21 protein-coding genes and 1 other RNA gene are annotated in these 19604 nt (G+C 59.2%); 15 read left to right on the top strand and 7 right to left on the bottom strand.

Features of this window, described 5'->3' with window-relative positions; translation table 11 throughout:
- Nucleotides 1-47: 47 nt before the first annotated feature.
- Both CRO59_RS02355 and CRO59_RS02350 read left to right on the top strand, forming a co-directional pair.
- A complete protein-coding gene (locus tag CRO59_RS02355; protein ID WP_027612196.1) occupies nucleotides 48-692 on the top strand; it encodes an MBL fold metallo-hydrolase in 645 nt (214 codons plus the stop codon).
- A 117-nt stretch (nucleotides 693-809) separates the two neighbouring features.
- Nucleotides 810-1544 carry an OmpA family protein gene (locus CRO59_RS02350; RefSeq protein ID WP_007961595.1) on the top strand — a complete coding sequence of 245 codons (735 nt, stop codon included), beginning with the start codon at nucleotides 810-812 and terminating at the stop codon, nucleotides 1542-1544.
- A gap of 256 nt (nucleotides 1545-1800) precedes the next feature.
- Here CRO59_RS02350 and CRO59_RS02345 read toward each other — a convergent pair whose 3' ends face one another.
- Nucleotides 1801-2235 (bottom strand): YhcB family protein, encoded by a 435-nt coding sequence (locus tag CRO59_RS02345; RefSeq protein WP_007961596.1) that lies wholly within the window; start codon nucleotides 2233-2235, stop codon nucleotides 1801-1803.
- Nucleotides 2236-2379: 144 nt separating this feature from the next.
- On the opposite strand from CRO59_RS02345, the gene CRO59_RS02340 reads away from it, so the two are divergent.
- From CRO59_RS02340 to zapE, 3 genes are all read left to right on the top strand, one after another.
- A complete protein-coding gene (locus tag CRO59_RS02340) occupies nucleotides 2380-3009 on the top strand; it encodes an alpha/beta hydrolase (RefSeq protein WP_097086289.1) in 630 nt (209 codons plus the stop codon).
- Between the two features lie 24 nt (nucleotides 3010-3033).
- Nucleotides 3034-4389 (top strand): tryptophan--tRNA ligase, encoded by a 1356-nt coding sequence (locus CRO59_RS02335; RefSeq protein WP_097086224.1) that lies wholly within the window; start codon nucleotides 3034-3036, stop codon nucleotides 4387-4389.
- 90 nt (nucleotides 4390-4479) lie between these two features.
- Nucleotides 4480-5574, top strand: a complete 1095-nt coding sequence (gene zapE, locus CRO59_RS02330; RefSeq protein ID WP_007961607.1) for a cell division protein ZapE — start codon at nucleotides 4480-4482, stop codon at nucleotides 5572-5574.
- A 191-nt stretch (nucleotides 5575-5765) separates the two neighbouring features.
- Here zapE and CRO59_RS02320 read toward each other — a convergent pair whose 3' ends face one another.
- On the bottom strand, nucleotides 5766-6662 hold the full coding sequence (locus CRO59_RS02320) for a GlxA family transcriptional regulator (protein WP_171061848.1): 897 nt from the start codon (nucleotides 6660-6662) through the stop codon (nucleotides 5766-5768).
- A gap of 250 nt (nucleotides 6663-6912) precedes the next feature.
- On the opposite strand from CRO59_RS02320, the gene CRO59_RS02315 reads away from it, so the two are divergent.
- Nucleotides 6913-8049: an acyl-CoA dehydrogenase family protein gene (locus tag CRO59_RS02315; protein WP_003228064.1), complete on the top strand. Its 1137-nt coding sequence runs from the start codon at nucleotides 6913-6915 to the stop codon at nucleotides 8047-8049.
- Between the two features lie 100 nt (nucleotides 8050-8149).
- Here CRO59_RS02315 and CRO59_RS02310 read toward each other — a convergent pair whose 3' ends face one another.
- Nucleotides 8150-9190: an NADP(H)-dependent aldo-keto reductase gene (locus tag CRO59_RS02310; RefSeq protein WP_097086220.1), complete on the bottom strand. Its 1041-nt coding sequence runs from the start codon at nucleotides 9188-9190 to the stop codon at nucleotides 8150-8152.
- Nucleotides 9191-9434: 244 nt separating this feature from the next.
- On the opposite strand from CRO59_RS02310, the gene rplM reads away from it, so the two are divergent.
- From rplM to CRO59_RS02275, 7 genes are all read left to right on the top strand, one after another.
- Nucleotides 9435-9863: a 50S ribosomal protein L13 gene (rplM, locus tag CRO59_RS02305; RefSeq protein ID WP_003228062.1), complete on the top strand. Its 429-nt coding sequence runs from the start codon at nucleotides 9435-9437 to the stop codon at nucleotides 9861-9863.
- A 14-nt stretch (nucleotides 9864-9877) separates the two neighbouring features.
- Nucleotides 9878-10270: a 30S ribosomal protein S9 gene (gene rpsI / locus CRO59_RS02300; RefSeq protein WP_007961615.1), complete on the top strand. Its 393-nt coding sequence runs from the start codon at nucleotides 9878-9880 to the stop codon at nucleotides 10268-10270.
- 270 nt (nucleotides 10271-10540) lie between these two features.
- On the top strand, nucleotides 10541-11134 hold the full coding sequence (petA, locus tag CRO59_RS02295) for a ubiquinol-cytochrome c reductase iron-sulfur subunit (protein ID WP_003228055.1): 594 nt from the start codon (nucleotides 10541-10543) through the stop codon (nucleotides 11132-11134).
- Nucleotides 11134-12345, top strand: a complete 1212-nt coding sequence (locus tag CRO59_RS02290) for a cytochrome bc complex cytochrome b subunit (RefSeq protein ID WP_027612190.1) — start codon at nucleotides 11134-11136, stop codon at nucleotides 12343-12345. Before petA ends, CRO59_RS02290 begins: the two co-directional genes overlap by 1 nt.
- A complete protein-coding gene (locus tag CRO59_RS02285) occupies nucleotides 12345-13127 on the top strand; it encodes a cytochrome c1 (RefSeq protein WP_007917027.1) in 783 nt (260 codons plus the stop codon). The genes CRO59_RS02290 and CRO59_RS02285 overlap by 1 nt, the downstream gene beginning before the upstream one ends.
- 146 nt (nucleotides 13128-13273) lie before the next feature.
- The gene (locus CRO59_RS02280) at nucleotides 13274-13891 is read left to right on the top strand and encodes a glutathione S-transferase N-terminal domain-containing protein (RefSeq protein ID WP_007961620.1); all 618 of its coding nucleotides are present in this window, start codon (nucleotides 13274-13276) and stop codon (nucleotides 13889-13891) included.
- Nucleotides 13892-13907: 16 nt separating this feature from the next.
- Nucleotides 13908-14321, top strand: coding sequence for a ClpXP protease specificity-enhancing factor (locus CRO59_RS02275; protein WP_027612189.1), 414 nt, complete (start codon nucleotides 13908-13910; stop codon nucleotides 14319-14321).
- A 51-nt stretch (nucleotides 14322-14372) separates the two neighbouring features.
- Here the strand turns inward: CRO59_RS02275 and CRO59_RS02270 are convergent, their stop codons facing one another.
- The 4 genes from CRO59_RS02270 to CRO59_RS02255 form a co-directional block, all read right to left on the bottom strand.
- A complete protein-coding gene (locus CRO59_RS02270; RefSeq protein WP_007961621.1) occupies nucleotides 14373-14951 on the bottom strand; it encodes a BON domain-containing protein in 579 nt (192 codons plus the stop codon).
- The gene (locus tag CRO59_RS02265) at nucleotides 14948-15541 is read right to left on the bottom strand and encodes a phosphoheptose isomerase (protein ID WP_007961622.1); all 594 of its coding nucleotides are present in this window, start codon (nucleotides 15539-15541) and stop codon (nucleotides 14948-14950) included. The genes CRO59_RS02270 and CRO59_RS02265 overlap by 4 nt, the downstream gene beginning before the upstream one ends.
- 104 nt (nucleotides 15542-15645) lie before the next feature.
- Nucleotides 15646-16008: a YraN family protein gene (locus CRO59_RS02260; protein ID WP_027612188.1), complete on the bottom strand. Its 363-nt coding sequence runs from the start codon at nucleotides 16006-16008 to the stop codon at nucleotides 15646-15648.
- A complete protein-coding gene (locus CRO59_RS02255) occupies nucleotides 16008-17819 on the bottom strand; it encodes a penicillin-binding protein activator (protein ID WP_097086219.1) in 1812 nt (603 codons plus the stop codon). The genes CRO59_RS02260 and CRO59_RS02255 overlap by 1 nt, the downstream gene beginning before the upstream one ends.
- Nucleotides 17820-17996: 177 nt before the next feature.
- On the opposite strand from CRO59_RS02255, the gene rsmI reads away from it, so the two are divergent.
- Together rsmI and rnpB are read left to right on the top strand one after the other, a co-directional pair.
- The gene (rsmI, locus tag CRO59_RS02250) at nucleotides 17997-18902 is read left to right on the top strand and encodes a 16S rRNA (cytidine(1402)-2'-O)-methyltransferase (protein ID WP_097086217.1); all 906 of its coding nucleotides are present in this window, start codon (nucleotides 17997-17999) and stop codon (nucleotides 18900-18902) included.
- 73 nt (nucleotides 18903-18975) lie between these two features.
- Nucleotides 18976-19329: RNase P RNA component class A (rnpB, locus tag CRO59_RS02245), an RNA gene on the top strand.
- Nucleotides 19330-19604 lie beyond the last annotated feature (275 nt).

The raw sequence follows: 19604 nt of genomic DNA, 5'->3' as shown, positions 1-19604 counted from the left end.
GGCATCAGCGGTTTTCGCCGCCGTCGAATATTGATCAGGATTGCCCCATGACTGTTCCAGCGCCTGCGCTCATCCGCGAAACCTTCCCCGTCGGCCCGCTGCAGTGCAACTGCACGATCATCGGCGACCCGATCACTAAAAAAGCCATCGTCGTCGATCCGGGCGGCAACCCCGATCTGATCATGGCGCGCCTCGATGCCCACGGTTTGAAAGTGGTCAGCATCATCCACACCCACGCGCATCTCGATCATTTCCTCGCCTCCGGGCAGATGAAGGAAAAGACTGGCGCAACCCTGCATCTGCACAAGGAAGACCAGTTCCTGTGGGACAACCTCGAAATGCAATGCCAGATGTTCGGTGTGCCCTACACCCCGGTACCGTCGCCGGATCGCTGGTTGAGCGACGATGAAGAACTGGCCTGCGGCTGCGGCGTGGCGCTGCATACGCCGGGACATACGCCCGGTTCCATGAGCTTTTGGTTTTCCGAGGCTAAGCTGTTGATTGCCGGCGACACGCTGTTTCGTCGCGGGGTAGGGCGCACGGATTTGTGGGGCGGCGATCAGGCGACCATCGTGCGATCGATCAAGCAGCGGCTGTACACCCTCGACGAAGACGCAATCGTGGTTGCCGGGCATGGTCCGGACACGCGTCTCGGGGATGAAATGCGGGAAAACCCGTTCGTGCGCGCCTAAACATTTTGTCATGAGTGTGCGGCGGAATTTTTCGGCATTGTCATGATCCAACGCCCGCACAGGTCTATTGCCTAGGGCCGCTGCCACACAGAATGCGAAAAAAACCAGGAGCTCTTCATGTTCACCACGCCTCGTTTGATTATTGTTGCTACCGCTGTGGCCATGTTGGCCGGCTGCGCCTCGCCCAACCCGTATGACAATCAGGGGCAGGCCGACGGTGGCTCGCAAGGCATGAGCAAAACCGCCAAGTACGGCGGTCTCGGTGCGCTGGCCGGCGCCTTGGCAGGTGCCGCCATCGACCACAACAACCGTGGCAAGGGTGCCTTGATCGGCGCGGCGGTCGTTGGTGCCTCGGCGGCCGGTTACGGTTACTACGCCGACCAGCAAGAGAAAAAGCTGCGCGCCAGCATGGCCAACACCGGGGTTGAAGTGCAGCGCCAGGGCGATCAGATCAAGCTGATCATGCCAGGCAACATCACCTTCGCCACCGATTCGGCGAACATCGCGCCAAGCTTCTATCAGCCGCTGAACAATCTGGCGAACTCGCTGAAAGAGTTCAACCAGAACCAGATCGAAATCGTCGGCTACACCGACAGCACCGGCAGCCGCCAGCACAACATGGACCTGTCTCAGCGTCGTGCGCAGAGCGTGGCCACCTACCTGACCTCGCAAGGTGTCAGCGGTGCCAACCTCTCGGCCCGTGGCGCCGGCCCGGATAACCCGATTGCCAGCAACGGTGACGTCAATGGCCGCGCGCAGAACCGCCGCGTCGAGGTCAACCTGAAAGCGATTCCAGGTCAGCAGTATGGTGGTCAGCAGCAACAGCCGGGGACGGTTCAGCAGTATCCGTAAGTGAATGCTTGAGTGAAGAAATGCCCGGTCTTGTGACCGGGCATTTTTTTGGGGTTGCCCGTGCTGGCCCTTTCGCGAGCAAGCCCGCTCCCACAGGGATGGGTGTTGTTCACAGAATCTGCGTTCACCACATGACCCTGTGGGAGCGGGCTTGCTCGCGAAGGGGCCGGACCAATCACCCTCAAATCATCAGATACAAAAAAAGCCCCCGGACAACCGAATTGTCCGGGGGCTATTTGCTTGCAGCGAAGACTGATTACTTCTTCAAACCATAATGCTCATCGAGCATGCCAGGCGAGTTCGGGGCTTTCGGTGCGTAGTCGCGTGGCGGCTCCTGGTCGCGCGGCGGCGTCAGGCGTTCGCGCGGTGCCTGCGCGGCATCGGCGTGCAAAGCGGCGATCAGGCGTTGACGGGTCTGCTCGTCCAGGGCCAGGCGGTTGGCACCCTCGGCGAGATGATCCTGCACTTCCTGATAGCTCTGGGTCAGCTTCTTGACCAGCATCGCGGTGCTGTTGAAGTGGGTGACCACCTCGTTTTGATAGCTGTCGAAACGCTCCTGGATATCATCCAGTTGACGCTGCGTGCGGCTCGGCGCGGCATTCGGTGCGACGCGAGCGATCAGGAATCCAATGGCGACACCCACAACCAGGGCAAGAGTCGGTAACAACCAAACTAAGAGCGAGTGTTCCACGAGTCCTTCCTCTATAAACGGCTTTGCTTTACGTTAACGGCTCGAACCTGCGCTGTATACCGCGATTCACTCGCAATAGATTGGCACAGACAATTTGCTAGACGAGTCGACCCGATTCGAGGTCACGGAGTTCCTTCCTTGCTGATGCGTGAAACCCCTGTAGTGATTGCCGGCCCAGTCGGCCAAATCGAAGCGCTGTACCTCGATAACGAGCAGCCAGTCGGCATCGCGCTGATCTGCCATCCAAACCCGGTGCAGGGCGGCACCATGCTCAACAAAGTCGTCTCGACCCTGCAGCGCACTGCGCGCGACGCAGGTTTGATCACCTTGCGCTTCAACTATCGCGGCGTCGGTGCCAGCGAAGGCTCCCACGACATGGGCAGCGGTGAAGTCGACGACGCTCAGGCTGCCGCAGCATGGCTACTGGAAAAGCATCCGGAGCTGCCGCTGACCCTGTTCGGTTTCTCCTTCGGTGGATTTGTTGCAGCAAGTCTCGGCGGTCGTCTCGAAGCCCAAGGCGTGCAGCTCAAGCAGCTGTTCATGGTCGCGCCGGCGGTGATGCGCCTGGGCGATCAGGATCAACTGCCACAGCACGGCGAGCTGACCGTGATCCAGCCGGAAACCGACGAAGTGATCGATCCGCAGTTGGTCTACGACTGGTCGGAAAAACTCCAGCGCCCCCATGAGCTGCTGAAAGTGGCAGAATGCGGACACTTTTTTCATGGCAAGCTGACCGATCTCAAGGATCTGATCCTGCCGCGTCTCTCGAATTGATTGCAGTCTGACAAGCGATTACCCATGACGAACCGTACCCGTATCCTCACCGGCATCACCACCACCGGCACGCCGCACCTGGGCAACTACGCCGGCGCCATCCGCCCGGCGATCCTCGCCAGCCGCGACAGCAATGCCGATTCGTTCTACTTCCTGGCCGACTACCACGCCCTGATCAAATGCGATGACCCGCTGCGCATCCAGCGCTCGCGTCTGGAAATCGCCGCGACCTGGCTGGCCGGTGGCCTGGATGTCGACCGTGTGACCTTCTATCGCCAGTCCGACATCCCGGAAATCCCCGAGCTGACCTGGCTGCTGACCTGCGTCGCCGCCAAAGGCTTGCTCAACCGGGCGCACGCCTACAAGGCCTCGGTGGACAAGAACGTCGAAACCGGCGAGGACCCGGATTCTGGGATCACCATGGGCCTCTACAGCTACCCGGTGCTGATGGCGGCGGACATTCTGATGTTCAACGCGCACAAGGTGCCGGTCGGTCGCGACCAGATCCAGCACGTGGAAATGGCCCGCGACATCGGCCAGCGCTTCAACCACCTGTTCGGCCAGGGCAAGGAGTTCTTCACCATGCCCGAAGCGCTGATCGAGGAAAGCGTGGCGACCTTGCCCGGCCTCGACGGGCGCAAGATGTCGAAGAGTTACGACAACACCATCCCGCTGTTCTCCAGCGCCAAAGAGATGAAGGACGCGATCTCGCGGATCGTCACCGACTCCAAAGCGCCGGGCGAAGCCAAAGATCCGGACAACTCGCACCTGTTCACTCTGTTTCAGGCGTTCGCCACACCGGCGCAGGCGGACGAATTCCGCAGCGAACTGCTCGGCGGTCTGGGTTGGGGCGAGGCGAAGAATCGTCTGTTCCAGTTGCTCGACAATGAACTGGGCGAGTCCCGCGAGCGCTATCACCAGTTGATCGAGCGCCCGGCGGATCTGGAAGACATCCTGCAACACGGCGCGAAAAAGGCTCGTGCGGTGGCGACGCCGTTCCTCAACGAACTGCGTGAAGCGGTCGGCCTGCGTTCGTTCGTCAATCAGGTGCAAGTCGCGGCGACCAGCAAAAAGAAAGCCGTGAAAGCTGCACGTTTCGTCAGCTTCCGTGAAGACGACGGCAGCTTCCGCTTCCGTCTGCTGGCGGCTGATGGCGAGCAACTATTGCTGTCGCGCAACTTCGCCGACGGCAAAACTGCAGGCCAAGTGACCAAACAACTGCAAGCCGGTCAGGCGCTGGACATTCGCAATCAAGACCTGAGCTTCAGCGTGTGGCTGGAAGGCGAGTGCGTTGGCGACAGCCCGGCGTTCGCCGATACTGCTGCGCGAGACGCGGCCATCGAGGCTCTGCGCGTTGCGCTGACCCCGGTTCAGGACTAATCCGCGGCGCGGCCCGACCAAGGGCTGATTGCCATTCCTACGGGCCGTCGCTACAGTGACGGCCCGTTTTTGTTGCCTTGCTAACGAATTATGACGCCCCTAGAACGATACCAAGCTGATCTGAAACGCCCGGACTTCTTCCATGACGCCGCGCAGGAAACTGCCGTGCGTCATCTGCAGCGCCTGTACGACGATCTGATCGCGGCCGAGCAGAACAAGCCGGGTTTGCTGGGCAAGCTGTTTGGCAAGAAGGATCAGACGCCGGTCAAGGGCCTGTACTTCTGGGGCGGTGTGGGTCGCGGCAAGACTTATCTGGTCGACACCTTCTTTGAAGCGCTGCCGTTCAAGGAAAAGACCCGCACCCACTTCCACCGCTTCATGAAGCGTGTGCACGAAGAGATGAAAACCCTCGGCGGCGAGAAAAACCCGCTGACCATCATCGCCAAGCGCTTTGCGGCCGAGTCGCGAGTGATCTGCTTCGATGAATTCTTCGTTTCGGACATCACCGACGCGATGATCCTCGGCACGCTGATGGAAGAGCTGTTCAAGAACGGCGTGACCCTGGTCGCGACCTCGAACATCGTTCCGGACGGCCTGTACAAGGACGGTCTGCAGCGCGCGCGCTTCCTGCCGGCCATCGCGCTGATCAAGCAGAACACCGAAATCGTCAACGTCGACAGCGGTGTCGACTACCGTCTGCGCCACCTCGAACAAGCGGAGCTGTTCCACTATCCGCTGGACGAAGCCGCCCATGAAAGCCTGCGCAAGAGCTTCAAGGCCCTGACGCCGGAATGCACGGCAGCGGTGGAAAACGATGTGCTGATCATCGAGAACCGCGAAATTCGCGCCCTGCGCACCTGCGACGACGTGGCCTGGTTCGACTTCCGCGAACTGTGCGACGGCCCGCGCAGCCAGAACGATTACATCGAACTGGGCAAGATCTTCCACGCGGTGCTGCTCAGCGGCGTCGAGCAGATGAGCGTCACCACCGACGACATCGCCCGGCGTTTCATCAACATGGTCGACGAGTTCTACGACCGTAACGTCAAGCTGATCATTTCTGCCGAAGTCGAGTTGAAAGACCTGTACACCGGCGGACGCCTGACGTTCGAATTCCAGCGTACGCTCAGCCGTCTGCTGGAGATGCAATCGCACGAATTCCTGTCGCGGGCGCACAAGCCTTAAACAGATTCGGCAAAGAAAAAGGGCCTGCAATTGCAGGCCCTTTTTATGCGCTGAAAAAATCTCTAATGCACTGCAATCCCTGTGGGAGCTGGCTTGCCAGCGATAGCGGTTTGTCAGAGAAATAGATATCACCTGACATGACGCCATCGCTGGCGAGCCAGCTCCCACAGATTTTGTGTTTGTTCAGGGGGCTACGCAGCCTGCTGAAACTGCTGCCGATACTGGTTCGGCGACAGCTCGGTGTGCTGGCGGAACAGCCGCGCAAAGAAGCTCGCATCGTCGTAACCGACCTCATAACTGATGGTCTTGATGCTCTTGCGGCTGCCGGACAGCAAGCCCTTGGCGGTCTCTATACGCAACCGTTGCAGGTAGTGCAGCGGTTTGTCGCCGGTGGCGGTCTGGAAGCGGCGCATGAAGTTGCGGATGCTCATGCCGTGCTCGCGGGCCACGTCTTCGAAGCGGAACTTGTCGGCGAAATGCTCTTCGAGCCAGTGCTGGATCTGCAGGATGATCACGTCCTGGTGCAACTTCTGCCCACCGAAACCGATACGTCCCGGCGAATAGCTGCGCTGCACTTCATACAGAATGTCGCGGGCCACGGCTTGCGCCACGTTGGCGCCGCAGAAGCGTTCGATCAGGTAGATATAGAGGTCGCAGGCCGAAGTGGTGCCGCCGGCGCAATACAGGTTGTCAGCGTCGGTCAGGTGCTTGTCCTGATTGAGGTACACCTTGGGGAAGCGCTCGGCGAAGGCATTGAAGAAACGCCAGTAGGTGGTCGCTTCCTTGCCATTGAGCAGTCCGGCCTCGGCCAGCCAGAATACCCCGGTGGCTTCGCCGCAGAGCACTGCGCCGCGGGCATGCTGCTCGCGCAGCCACGGCAGGATTTGTGGATAACGGCCGCACAGGGTTTCAAAGTCGTCCCAGAACGCCGGGAGGATGATGACGTCGGCGTTTTCCAGGCCGCCGTCCACCGGCATCATCACGTCACTGAAGCTGTTCACCGGTTTGCCGTCGGGGCTGACCAGGCGGGTTTCAAACGCCGGTGTCAGGCCGTGGCCCAGTTGTTTGCCGTAACGCAGGCTGGCCAGATGGAAGAAATCCTTGGCCTGCATGAGAGTGGATGCGAAAACCCGGTCGATTGCCAGGATGCTGACGCGCCGCAAGGGCGTGGAGACTTGCTTGGACATAATTCAACTTTTGTTTTGTTTTTATAAGGGAAAGTGGTCACCAGACGGCTGGATCGTCTTATTTTTTGTCGGATGTGTCCAGTGTCCTGTGTCGGAGGTGAGGCTTAGTCTCTGAAGGTCATATTCCTCCAACAAGAATGAAAGGTGCCGCATGATCCCCAGAACCTTGTTCAGCTCCGAGCACGAATTGTTCCGCGACAGCGTACGAACCTTCCTCGAAAAAGAGGCTGTGCCGTTCCATGCGCAATGGGAGAAACAAGGCCACATCGACCGCAAGCTGTGGAACAAGGCCGGGGAGGCGGGGATGCTCTGCTCACACCTGCCGGAAGAATACGGCGGCCTGGGCGCGGACTTTCTGTACAGCGCGGTGGTGATCGAAGAGGTCGGTCGCTTGGGTCTGACCGGTATCGGCTTTTCGCTGCATTCGGACATCGTCGCACCGTACATCCTGCATTACGGCAGCGAAGCGCTTAAGCACAAATACCTGCCGAAACTGGTCTCTGGCGAGATGGTCAGTGCGATTGCCATGACCGAACCGGGTGCCGGTTCCGACCTGCAAGGGGTCAAGACCACGGCGGTGCTGGATGGCGACGAGTACGTGATCAACGGCTCCAAGACTTTCATCACCAACGGCTTCCTCGCTGATTTGGTGATCGTCGTCGCCAAGACTGATCCGAAGGCCGGCGCCAAGGGCACCAGCCTGTTTGTGGTGGAAGCGAATACGCCGGGCTTCGAGAAGGGCAAACGCCTGGAGAAGGTCGGAATGAAGGCTCAGGACACGTCGGAATTGTTCTTCCAGGACGTGCGTGTTCCCAAGGAAAACCTGTTGGGGCAGGCCGGGGCAGGGTTTGCCTACCTGATGCAGGAATTGCCGCAGGAACGTCTCACGGTGGCGATCGGTGGTTTGGCCTCAGCCGAAGCTGCGCTGAAGTGGACGCTGGATTACACCCGTGATCGCAAAGCGTTCGGCAAGGCGATTGCCGACTTCCAGAACACCCGCTTCAAACTGGCGGAAATGGCTACCGAGATTCAGATCGGCCGAGTATTTGTCGACAAGTGCCTGGAGCTGCATCTGCAGGGCAAGCTCGACGTTCCGACAGCGGCGATGGCCAAATACTGGGGCACCGACCTGCAATGCAAGGTGCTCGACGAGTGCGTGCAGTTGCATGGCGGCTACGGCTTCATGTGGGAATACCCGGTGGCCCGGGCGTGGGCGGATGCGCGCGTGCAGCGCATCTATGCCGGCACCAATGAAATCATGAAGGAGATCATTGCGCGGTCGCTTTGATCTTCGCTGCATTGACGGGCCTCTTCGCGAGCAGGCTCGCTCCCACAGGGATCACCGTACCTGTGGGAGCGGGCTTGCTCGCGAAGCTTTTAGGGATTGATCAAGGCGCCGGGTTCGGGTGATCCTTGTGAATCGCCTCGATTCCCGCCAGCACTTCATCGGAAAGTTTCAGATCAAAACTGGCAATGTTGCTGTCCAGTTGCGCAAGCGTCGTCGCACCAATGATGTTGCTGGTGACGAACGGTTGCTGGGTGACGAACGCCAGTGCCATTTGCGCCGGATCCAGACCGTGTTCACGGGCCAATGCCACATAGCGGCTGCAGGCAGCTTCCGATTGCGCGTTGAAATAGCGGCTGAAGCGGCTGTAGAGGCTCAGGCGACCTTTCGGTGGACGAGCGCCACCTTCGTACTTGCCGGACAGGAAACCGAACGCCAGCGGCGAGTAGGCGAGCAGGCCGCACTGTTCACGGATGGCGATTTCCGCCAGACCGATTTCGAAGCTGCGGTTGAGCAGGTTGTACGGGTTCTGGATCGACACCGCACGCGGCCAGCCACGGGCTTCGGCCAGGGCAAGAAAACGCATGGTGCCCCACGGGGTTTCGTTGGACAGGCCGATATGGCGGATCTTGCCGGCCTTGACCTGTTCGTCGAGCGCTTCGAGCGTGTCTTCGAGCGGCGTCAGGTTGGCCTCGATCTTGTGCTTGTAGCCCAGCTGTCCGAAAAAGTTGGTGCTGCGCTCTGGCCAGTGCAATTGATACAGGTCGATGTAATCGGTCTGCAGGCGCTCGAGGCTGGCATCCACCGCGGCGGTGATGTGCTGGCGATTGTGGCGCAGGTTCTTGTCGCGGATGTAGTCGATGGTGTTGCCGGGGCCGGCGATCTTGCTGGCTAGGATCCAGTCGGCGCGGTCGCCGCGACGCTTGAAGTAATTGCCGATGTAGCGCTCGGTGGTGGCGTAGGTGTCGGCTTTCGGCGGCACCGGGTACATCTCGGCGGTGTCGATGAAATTGATCCCGGCTTCCTTGGCCCGTTCGATCTGGGCGAAGGCTTCAGTTTCAGTGTTTTGCTCGCCCCAGGTCATGGTGCCGAGGCAGATTGCACTCACGTTCAGGTCGGTACGGCCTAGCTGGCGATAGTCCATCGGGTGCTCCTTGGGCAAAACAATCATAAAAGCAGGTTGAAAATTTTTTCGCAATCTGCATAATTGCCGACCTCTTTCTGCAGTGGAAGTGATGCGCCGCCGCCGAAGAATCTTGCCGTTGAACGGACGCGCCGACCCGAGCCCCCGAAAGCGTCTGTATCCGGCTGCCTTTGACTTGTCAAAGTACGCACTATTCAGTAAGATCCGCCGTCTTATTTACAGGCGGCCCCTGAGGCTATAAAGAATGAAAACTTTTACTGCTAAACCGGAAACAGTAAAGCGCGACTGGTTTGTCGTCGACGCTGCTGGTCAGACCCTGGGTCGTCTGGCCACCGAAATCGCGAGCCGTCTGCGTGGCAAGCACAAGCCTGAGTACACTCCTCACGTTGATACCGGCGACTACATCGTCGTAATCAACGCCGAGCAGATCCGTGTAACCGGCGCTAAAACCACTGACAAAATGTACTACTCCCACTCCGGTTTCCCGGGCGGCATCAAGTCGATCAACTTTGAAAAGCTGATCGCCAAAGCCCCTGAGCGCGTGATCGAGACCGCGGTTAAAGGCATGCTGCCTAAGAACCCGCTGGGTCGTGACATGTACCGTAAGCTGAAAGTCTATGCGGGCGCTGCACACCCTCATACTGCTCAGCAGCCCCAAGAACTGAAGATTTAACGGAATAGTTCATTATGTCGGCGACTCAAAATTACGGCACTGGCCGTCGCAAGACCGCAACCGCACGCGTTTTCCTGCGTCCGGGTACTGGTAACATCTCCATCAACAACCGCTCCCTGGACTCGTTCTTCGGCCGCGAAACTGCCCGCATGGTAGTTCGTCAGCCGCTGGAACTGACCGAGACTGTCGAGAAGTTCGACATCTACGTCACTGTCATCGGTGGTGGTGTAAGTGGTCAGGCTGGCGCAATCCGCCACGGCATCACTCGCGCTCTGATGGACTACGACGAAACCCTGCGTAGCGCTCTGCGCAAAGCTGGCTTCGTTACTCGCGACGCCCGTGAAGTTGAACGTAAGAAAGTTGGTCTGCGTAAAGCGCGTAAGCGTCCGCAGTACTCGAAGCGTTAATTCGTTTCCACGTTCAAAAAAGAACGCCCGATTCCTCACGGAACCGGGCGTTTTTTTATGCCTGCGATTTATCAAAAGAATTGCGCTGTGACAACTTGCCACATTCGTAGACCCCCTATACTGCAAGGCTTGAGGGTATGAGCTCCGGGTAATTCCCTTGTCAGAATTGGGGCTTTTCATTACCATCTCGGCAAAATTTTTATAAGTAACATTGATTTATTTAGTAGATGCCTGATTTAACAGGCCACAAAGCTGATGGGAGAGGACTGAATGAGCAATGACGGCGTGAATGCAGGCCGGCGTCGCTTCTTGGTAGCAGCCACATCCGTGGTGGGTGCTGCAGGAGCGGTGGGGGCTGCGGTCCCGTTCGTGGGGTCATGGTTTCCCAGTGCCAAGGCGAAAGCCGCCGGTGCACCGGTGAAAGTGAATGTCAGCAAGATCGAGCCAGGACAGCAGATGATTGCCGAGTGGCGCGGCCAGCCGGTGTTCATTGTCCGCCGTACTGCGGAAATCCTGGGGAATCTCAAGAAGATCGAGGGCCAGCTCTCCGATCCGACTTCCAAAAACTCCACGCAACCCACCTATGTCGACCCTGAAGTGCGTTCGATCAAGCCGGAAATTCTCCTGCTGATCGGGATCTGCACGCACCTGGGTTGCTCACCAACCTTCCGTCCCGAAGTGGCGCCTGCAGATCTGGGTAAAGACTGGGTCGGTGGCTATTTCTGCCCTTGCCACGGCTCCCACTACGATCTGGCTGGCCGCGTCTACAAGTCGCAACCCGCGCCTTTGAACCTGCCAGTTCCCCCGCATTCCTATGAGACCGATGACCTGATTGTCATTGGCGTCGATACGGAGAAAGCGTGATGAGCAAGTTCATGGATTGGGTTGATGCGCGCTTCCCAGCGACCAAAATGTGGGAAGACCATCTCAGCAAGTATTACGCGCCAAAAAACTTCAACTTCTTCTATTTCTTCGGCTCGCTGGCGCTGCTGGTGCTGGTCAATCAGATCGTCACCGGTGTCTGGCTGACGATGAGCTACACGCCGTCGGCAGAAGAGGCGTTCGCTTCCGTCGAATACATCATGCGCGATGTCGAGTACGGCTCGATCCTGCGTCTGCTGCACTCCACCGGCGCCTCGGCGTTCTTCATCGTGGTCTATCTGCACATGTTCCGTGGCCTGCTCTACGGTTCGTACCAGAAACCACGTGAACTGGTCTGGGTATTCGGCATGCTGATCTACCTGGCGCTGATGGCCGAGGCCTTCATGGGTTATCTGCTGCCTTGGGGTCAGATGTCCTACTGGGGTGCCCAGGTGATCATCTCGCTGTTCGGTGCGATTCCGGTGATCGGTAACGACCTGACCCAGTGGATTCGGGGTGACTACCTGATCTCCGGGATTACCCTGAACCGCTTCTTCGCCCTGCACGTCGTGGCGCTGCCGATCGTGATCCTTGGTCTGGTGGTGCTGCACATTCTGGCGCTGCACGAAGTCGGCTCGAACAACCCTGATGGCGTCGACATCAAGAAGCACAAAGACGAAAACGGTGTCCCACTGGATGGCATTGCCTTCCATCCGTACTACACCGTGAAAGACATCGTCGGCGTAGTGGTGTTCCTGTTCATCTTCTGCTTTATCGTGTTCTTCTTCCCGGAAATGGGCGGCTACTTCCTCGAAAAACCAAACTTCGAGCAAGCCAACCCGTTCAAGACGCCTGAGCACATTGCCCCGGTCTGGTACTTCACGCCGTTCTACGCGATCTTGCGTGCGATCCCGGACAAACTCATGGGCGTGATCGCCATGGGCGCCTCGATTGCCATGTTGTTCGTGCTGCCGTGGCTGGATCGCAGCCCGGTCAAATCGATGCGCTACAAGGGCTGGATGAGCAAAGCATGGCTGGTGGTGTTCTGCATTTCCTTCGTGATCCTCGGCATTCTGGGCGTACTCGCTCCGACGCCGGAGCGCACGCTGGTGTCGCAGATCTGCACCTTCCTGTACTTCGCCTACTTCATTCTGATGCCGTTCTACACCAGGCTCGAGAAGACCAAACCGGTTCCGGAAAGGGTGACTGGCTGATGAAAAAGTTATTTTTTGCTCTGATTTTTGCTGCTCTGCCCGTGCTGTCTTTCGCCGCCGAACACGGTGGTCCGGAGCTGGAAAAAGTCGACATCGATGTATCCGACAAGGCTGCCCTGCAAGATGGCGCGCGAACCTTCGCCAACTATTGCATGGGTTGCCACAGTGCCAAGTTCCAGCGTTACGAGCGGGTGGCCGATGACCTCGGCATTCCCCACGAAATGATGCTCGAGAAGCTGGTGTTCACTGGCGCCAAGATCGGCGACCACATGAACATCGGCATGCAGCCGGCGGACGCCAAGACCTGGTTCGGTGCTGCGCCGCCGGACCTGACTTTGGTGGCTCGCGTGCGTGGCACTGACTGGCTCTACGGTTACCTGCGCTCGTTCTACGAAGATCCGGCACGTCCTTGGGGCGTGAACAACAAGGTCTTCCCGAACGTCGGCATGCCTAACGTGCTGGTCGGCCTGCAAGGTCGCCAGGTGGTTGGCTGCAAGCAAGTGCAGATCGTCGAGGACGGCAAGAAGCAATACGATCCGCTGACCGGTACGCCGCTGACCCATGAAGCGTGCGATCAGTTGACCATCGTGCCGAAATCCGGTGCTCTGAACGAAGAGCAGTTCGATGAGAAGGTCAAGAATCTGGTAACCTTCCTGGCTTACTCGGCTAACCCGGTTAAGCTGCAACATCAGCGCATCGGTACTTACGTCTTGCTGTACCTGGCGTTCTTCTTTGTGTTCGCCTACCTGCTCAAGCGTGAATACTGGAAAGACGTGCACTGATACGCTTCAAGCATTGCTGTTAATCGCGCGCGCCCAAGGGTTCCTCCGATAACGCAAGGTCTGGTTCGCCAGACATTGCGGGAGGCGCCCTCTGGGCGCGCGCGTTTTTCCGGTTCCGATAATTTCAACAAGCGAGGAGGATCGCCATGGGCGTGACCAATCGGTTGGCCTGTTACTCCGACCCCGCCGACCACTATTCCCACCGAGTGCGCATCGTGCTTGCAGAGAAGGGTGTCAGCGCCGAAATCATTTACGTGGAAGCTGGTCGCCAGCCGCCTAAACTGATTGAGGTGAACCCTTACGGCAGTCTCCCGACGCTGGTCGATCGCGACCTGGCGTTGTGGGAGTCGACCGTGGTGATGGAATATCTGGATGAGCGTTACCCGCATCCGCCACTGATGCCGGTTTATCCGGTGGCGCGTGCCAACAGTCGTCTGCTGATTCACCGTATTCAGCGCGACTGGTGTGGTCTGGTGGATCTGATTCTTGATCCCAAGTCCAAGGAGGCCGCGCGTGTCGTGGCGCGTAAGGAATTGCGTGAAAGCCTGACGGGCGTGTCGCCGCTGTTTGCCGACAAGCCGTTTTTCCTCAGTGAGGAACAAAGTCTGGTGGATTGCTGCCTATTGCCAATACTCTGGCGTTTGCCGATTCTGGGTATTGAACTGCCGCGGCCGGCCAAGCCGCTGCTTGATTATATGGAGCGCCAGTTTGCGCGTGAGGCTTTCCAGGCGAGTCTGTCTGGCGTCGAACGCGATATGCGCTAAGGCTTAAGGAGCCGCTATGAACTCCAGTCGACCTTATCTGGTCCGCGCGCTCTACGAGTGGATTGTGGATAACGATTGCACCCCGCACATGCTGGTCAATTCCGAATACCCGGCAGTGCAGGTGCCGCAGGGCTTCGCCAGTGACGGGCAAATTGTCCTGAACATTTCGCCCAGCGCCGTGCGGCACTTGCACATGGACAACGACGTGGTGACCTTCGAGGGTCGCTTCGGTGGCGTTCCGCACAGTCTGTATGTGCCAATCAGCGCGATTCTGGGCATCTACGCCCGGGAGAACGGGCAGGGCATGGTGTTCGATCTCGAGTCGCCGATGGATGACGAAGACGATATCGAGCCGGATGACGACTTGCCGCCACCGGGCAGCGAGCCGCCGCGACCAAGCGGCCGGCCAAGCTTGAAAGTGGTGAAGTAATAAAAAAGGCGATCCGGATGGATCGCCTTTTTTGTATCTGCTCGTCGCGTATCAGTCGATGTATTCGAACAGCTTCACGATTTTCTGCACACCGGAAACGCTCTGCACCAGGTTGGTCGCCTGTTGGGCTTCCTGCTTGGTCAGCAGGCCCAGCAGATAGACGATACCGTTCTCGGTCACGACCTTGATGCGCGAGCCGGGAATGCTGGCATCGGTCAGCATCTGGGTCTTGATCTTGGTGGTCAGCCAGGCGTCGTTCTGGCGGGCGAGGAAGCTCGACGGCGCAATCACTTGCAGCTCGTTGTGCACCTTCTTCACGCGCTGGACGTTGGCGGCGGCCTGTTCAGCCTTGGCCTTGAGGTCTTCGCGCGGCGTCTGGCCGGCGAGCAGCACCACGCCGTTGAAGCTGGTGACGACGATATGCGAGTCCTTGTCCAGGCCTGGGTCGGCCTTGGCCACGTTGACGCCGACTTTGGTCTCGATCAGCGAGTCGTCGATTTTGCTGCCGAAGGTTCGGGTGCCGCGGTCGTCTTCAATCGGCGCTTCACGGCTGGCATTCACCACCGAGGTGCAGCCGCTGATGCCGAGGCACAGGGTCAAGGCCAGAAGGCCAAGGCGATTAGGGGTCATTCTTCACTCCCGAACAGTTGGCTGTCGATCAGATCGCAGAGGCAATGGATCGCCAGCAGATGGACTTCCTGAATACGTGCAGTGACATGGGCCGGTACGCGAATCTCGACATCTTCAGGCAGCAGCAGCGAAGCCATGCCGCCGCCATCGCGGCCAGTCAATGCTACGACAATCATTTCACGATCATGTGCGGCCTGGATCGCTTGAATAATGTTGGCCGAGTTACCGCTGGTCGAAATCGCCAGCAATACGTCGCCTGGTTGACCCAGTGCGCGGATCTGCTTGGAGAACACTTCGTTGTAGCTGTAGTCGTTGGCGATCGAGGTGATCGTCGAGCTGTCGGTGGTCAGGGCGATGGCTGGCAGGCTCGGGCGTTCGCGCTCGAAGCGGTTGAGCAGCTCCGAGGAGAAGTGCTGGGCGTCGCCGGCAGAGCCACCGTTGCCGCACGAAAGCATTTTGCCTTCGTTGAGCAGGGCGTTGACCATGATCTGGCTGGCTTGCTCGATGTGCGGTGCAAGTACGTCCATCGCCTGTTGCTTGGTGTCGATACTGGCCTGGAAAAGCTGGCGAATTCGGGATTGCATGTCCATCTGTGTGACCTTAAGTAGCGCGGCTGTTCGGCACGTGAATGTGCAGCCCGCAAAGCAAAGAGCAAAAATTGTCGGTGAAAGTGTCCGGGGTGGTGTGCAGAGAATCAACCATCGAACGCATTCTGCAACCAGTTCAACTGATCCGGGTGCCTGTCGATGGCCACCACGTCGAAGCGGCAAGGGGAATCGGCCCAGCGTGACTCACGCTGAAGAAAATACTGTGCGGCGAAAATCAGTTTCTGCCGTTTGCGCTCATCGATGCTAGCGAGCGCGCCACCCCATTGAGTGTTTTTTCTGTAGCGGACTTCGACGAATACTACTGTATCGCCATCAAGCATGACCAGATCAAGCTCGCCCCGTTTGCATGACCAGTTCTGCGCCAGCAGGCGCAGACCGTGGTGTTGCAGATGCTCGAGCGCCTGGCGTTCGGCATCCTTGCCGCTTTGCAGGTGGGAGCCGTCGGGCATCAGCGCGGGGTGTCCGGCAGGCGTTGAACCTGACCGTTGACGAACTGCGCCCATGGCAACTGACGCACCACGCGTTGGGTCTGGGTCATGCCCAGGCTGCCCGACTGACCTTCGATGCGGCTGTCCGGCAGCGCCTTCAACTGACCCAGGCGCGGTGCCAGACGGTAGGCATCGACGCCCATGGCGTACAGGCGGCCGAGGCTGCCGGCCGCTTGTGGCCATTGCGCGGTGACTTGCTGGCGTAGCGGGTCATTGGCTTCCAGCAACCACGGGGTTTCGCAGAAGCGCACACCGTTCATGTCGTTGTACTGGTTCACATCGCCGCTGGCGCTGTAGACGTGGGACGTTGCGTACACCGGAACATCGCCCGCGTACTGGAAGTTCAGGGTCGGCTTGATCTGCTGCGCCTGTTGCGGGGTGGCTGCGAGGAAGATGAACTCGATGTCCTGACGACGCGACGGCTGCGCGGCTACGTTGGTGCCAGCGGCGTTCTGCAGGCTCTTGGCGCGGGCTTCGCTCTGACGCAGCTGGAACATGTCGGCGATCTGCTGGGCCAGTTGCACCGGCTGATCGACACGTTCGGTGGCGACGATGCTGCCGCCATTGGCCTGCCAGTCCTGGCTGAACGCACGCAGTACGCGGTCGCCCCATTCGCCTTTCGGCACCATGATCGCCGCGCGATGCAGGCCGTCGGCGCGGGCACGACGCGAAACTTCGCGGGCTTCGTCTTCAGCCGCCAGGCCGAACTGGAACAGTTGCGCCGGACCTTGATCACCTTCGCTGTAGTTCAATGCGAGGGTGGTGATCGGCAGTTGCGGACGGGTGCTCAGTTGTTTGACCAGCGGTTTTTCCAGCGGGCCGACCACCAGTTGCACGCCGTCAGCCTGAGCCTTGCGGTAGAACTCGTCCATCGAAGTCAGCTTGGAGCTGTCGTAGAGCTCGATGGCGGGCGGCTTCTGGCCGGCCTGTTGCGCTTGATAGTGCGCCGCCATGAAACCTTCACGCAGGGCCTTGCCGACCGAGGCCAGTGGGCCGTCTTGCGGCAGCAGCAGGGCGATCTTGCTCAGGGGCTGGCTGGCCAGTTCCTTGAGTTTGGTCAGGGGCAGCGGCAGGTTGATCGCAGCCGGGTGTTTTGGATTCTGCGCGCGCCAGGCATCGATCGCCGCTTGCTGCTGTTCCAGAGTGCCGGCGGTTTTCACGGCCAGGGCCAGACCCATCCAGCCGCCGAGATCGTCGGAGGTATTGGGTTGCAGTTGATCGGTTGGCAGCGAGGCGATCAGGGTCCAGATCGCTTCGTGGTTCTTGCTCGCGGCTTCGCCTTTGAGCATTGGTGCGATGAAGATGCGCTCGCGAGCGGCCGCCAGGGTCTGACCGTCGGCTTCCAGTGCACGGGCATGCACGGTGCCGGTGCGCACTTGCTGGTCTTCCGGCATTTCGCTCAGATGCTGCAGGCTCGGATGGCTCAGGGCCGTCAGCGCGGCTTTCGGCTGATTGCGAGTCATCGCCAGCTCAGCGGACAGGGTGCTGGCGAAGATCTGCTGGCCTGGCTTCAACTGCTCCATCGGCACTTGTTGCAGGATCTGCGCGGACTGGCCGGCGTTGCCCTGGCGATATGCCAGGTCTGCCGCGCTCAAGCGCAACAGCGCGGCTTTTTCCGGCGTCTTGGCCTGGGTAGCCTGTTCGAGCAGTTGCTCGATGCTGGCATCCGGAGTCCGTGGGAGTTCGCCAAGGCTGGAGGAAGGGGAGCTGGCGCAGGCCGCCAGCAAGGCAGCGAGGCAGAGGGCAGTGAACAGCCGCAGGCAAGCGATCATGTAAGTGTTCCTGATACTCGATCAAATTAGCGTGGAATTGTACCCAAGCACTGGCCGGGGCGCGATGTTACTGGCGTGAAACCGTCAATTTAGCTGAAGCAAATGTTGCGGCATCGCACAAAGACGCGCAAAACCGGCGTCGGCCGGAACGCATCGCAAGCCTCGTGACGCGTTACAATGCCGGTTTTTACCGAACACGAGGTGTGCGCTTTGACTGCTCCAGGTCCTTTGAATTCCGCTGCTGGCTCGCTTTATGTGGTGGCGACGCCCATCGGCAACCTGGACGACATCAGCGCCCGGGCCCTGAAAATCCTCCGCGAAGTGGCGCTGATCGCCGCTGAAGACACGCGGCACTCGGCGCGGCTGATGCAGCACTTCGGCATTGCCACGCCGTTGGCCGCCTGCCATGAACACAATGAGCGTGATGAAGGTAGCCGCTTTATTACCCGTTTGCTGGCGGGCGATAACGTCGCGCTGATTTCCGATGCCGGGACGCCACTGATTTCCGATCCGGGTTACCACCTGGTGCGTCAGGCGCGGGCGGCGGGGATCAATGTGGTGCCGGTGCCGGGCGCCTGTGCTTTGATCGCGGCGCTGTCGGCGGCGGGCCTGCCCTCCGACCGGTTCATCTTCGAAGGCTTCCTGCCGGCCAAGTCGGTAGGGCGCAAGGCGCGCCTGGAAGCAGTCAAAGAAGAGCCGCGCACGCTGATTTTCTACGAGGCCCCGCATCGCATTCTCGAATGCCTGCAGGACATGGAAGCGGTGTTCGGTGGAGAGCGTCAGGCATTGCTGGCCCGGGAAATCACCAAGACTTTCGAGACGCTTAAGGGGTTGCCGCTGGCTGAGCTGCGTGCGTTTGTCGAGTCCGACAGCAACCAGCAGCGCGGCGAGTGTGTGGTGCTGGTCGCCGGCTGGTCTGCGCCGGAGTCCGAAGACGCCGTCAGCAGCGAAGCGATGCGCGTGCTCAATCTGTTGCTCGAAGAGATGCCGCTCAAGCGTGCCGCCGCTCTGGCCGCGCAAATCACCGGCGAGCGCAAAAACGTGCTGTATCAGGTCGCACTGGAACAGCAGAAGGGCGGGTAACCCGTCGCGCAGACGGGTTTCACGGCTATTAGCGCTTGTTCTTCGGGCGCTCTGCCGTTAACCTGCGCGGCGGAGAGTCGATCGGACAGTCGCTGCCCTCTATGAAAATTAGGGGGGGGAGGAAAGTCCGGGCTCCATAGGGCGAAGTGCCAGGTAATGCCTGGGAGGCGTGAGCCTACGGAAAGTGCCACAGAAAATAACCGCCTAAGCGCTTCGGCGCCGGTAAGGGTGAAAAGGTGCGGTAAGAGCGCACCGCACGTCTGGCAACAGTTCGTGGCTAGGTAAACCCCACTTGGAGCAAGACCAAATAGGGTCCCAAGGCGTGGCCCGCGCTGGGACCGGGTAGGTTGCTAAAGATGTCCAGTGATGGCCATCGTAGACGAATGACTGTTCAAGACAGAACCCGGCTTACAGATCGACTCTCCACCTTTTTCTTTCCCTGCTTGAATCAATGGCATCAGGGCTGGTTATTATCGGCAGGCCTGCGCTAAAGTCCGGCAGCGGCAAATGCAGTAATAGCCATTTCCCACCTTGCTTCAATCAACAGCAGAAGCGCTTTTGTAATACCGAAAAAATCTTACTCTTAACAAATTACTTTAACTTCCGAGCGCAGCTTTCAGTGCTGCATCAAGTTATTGGTCAAAAGTGTCCGCCAAATTGTCGTTACCCCCCCTTTTAAGCTCCTAAATCTCCGTTCTGTAA

Source organism: Pseudomonas sp. LAMO17WK12:I5 (assembly GCF_900215165.1).
Taxonomy (GTDB): domain Bacteria; phylum Pseudomonadota; class Gammaproteobacteria; order Pseudomonadales; family Pseudomonadaceae; genus Aquipseudomonas; species Aquipseudomonas putida_A.
The sequence above is the reverse complement of the archived record's forward strand: the minus strand, read 5'-3'. Positions and strand labels throughout refer to the sequence as shown.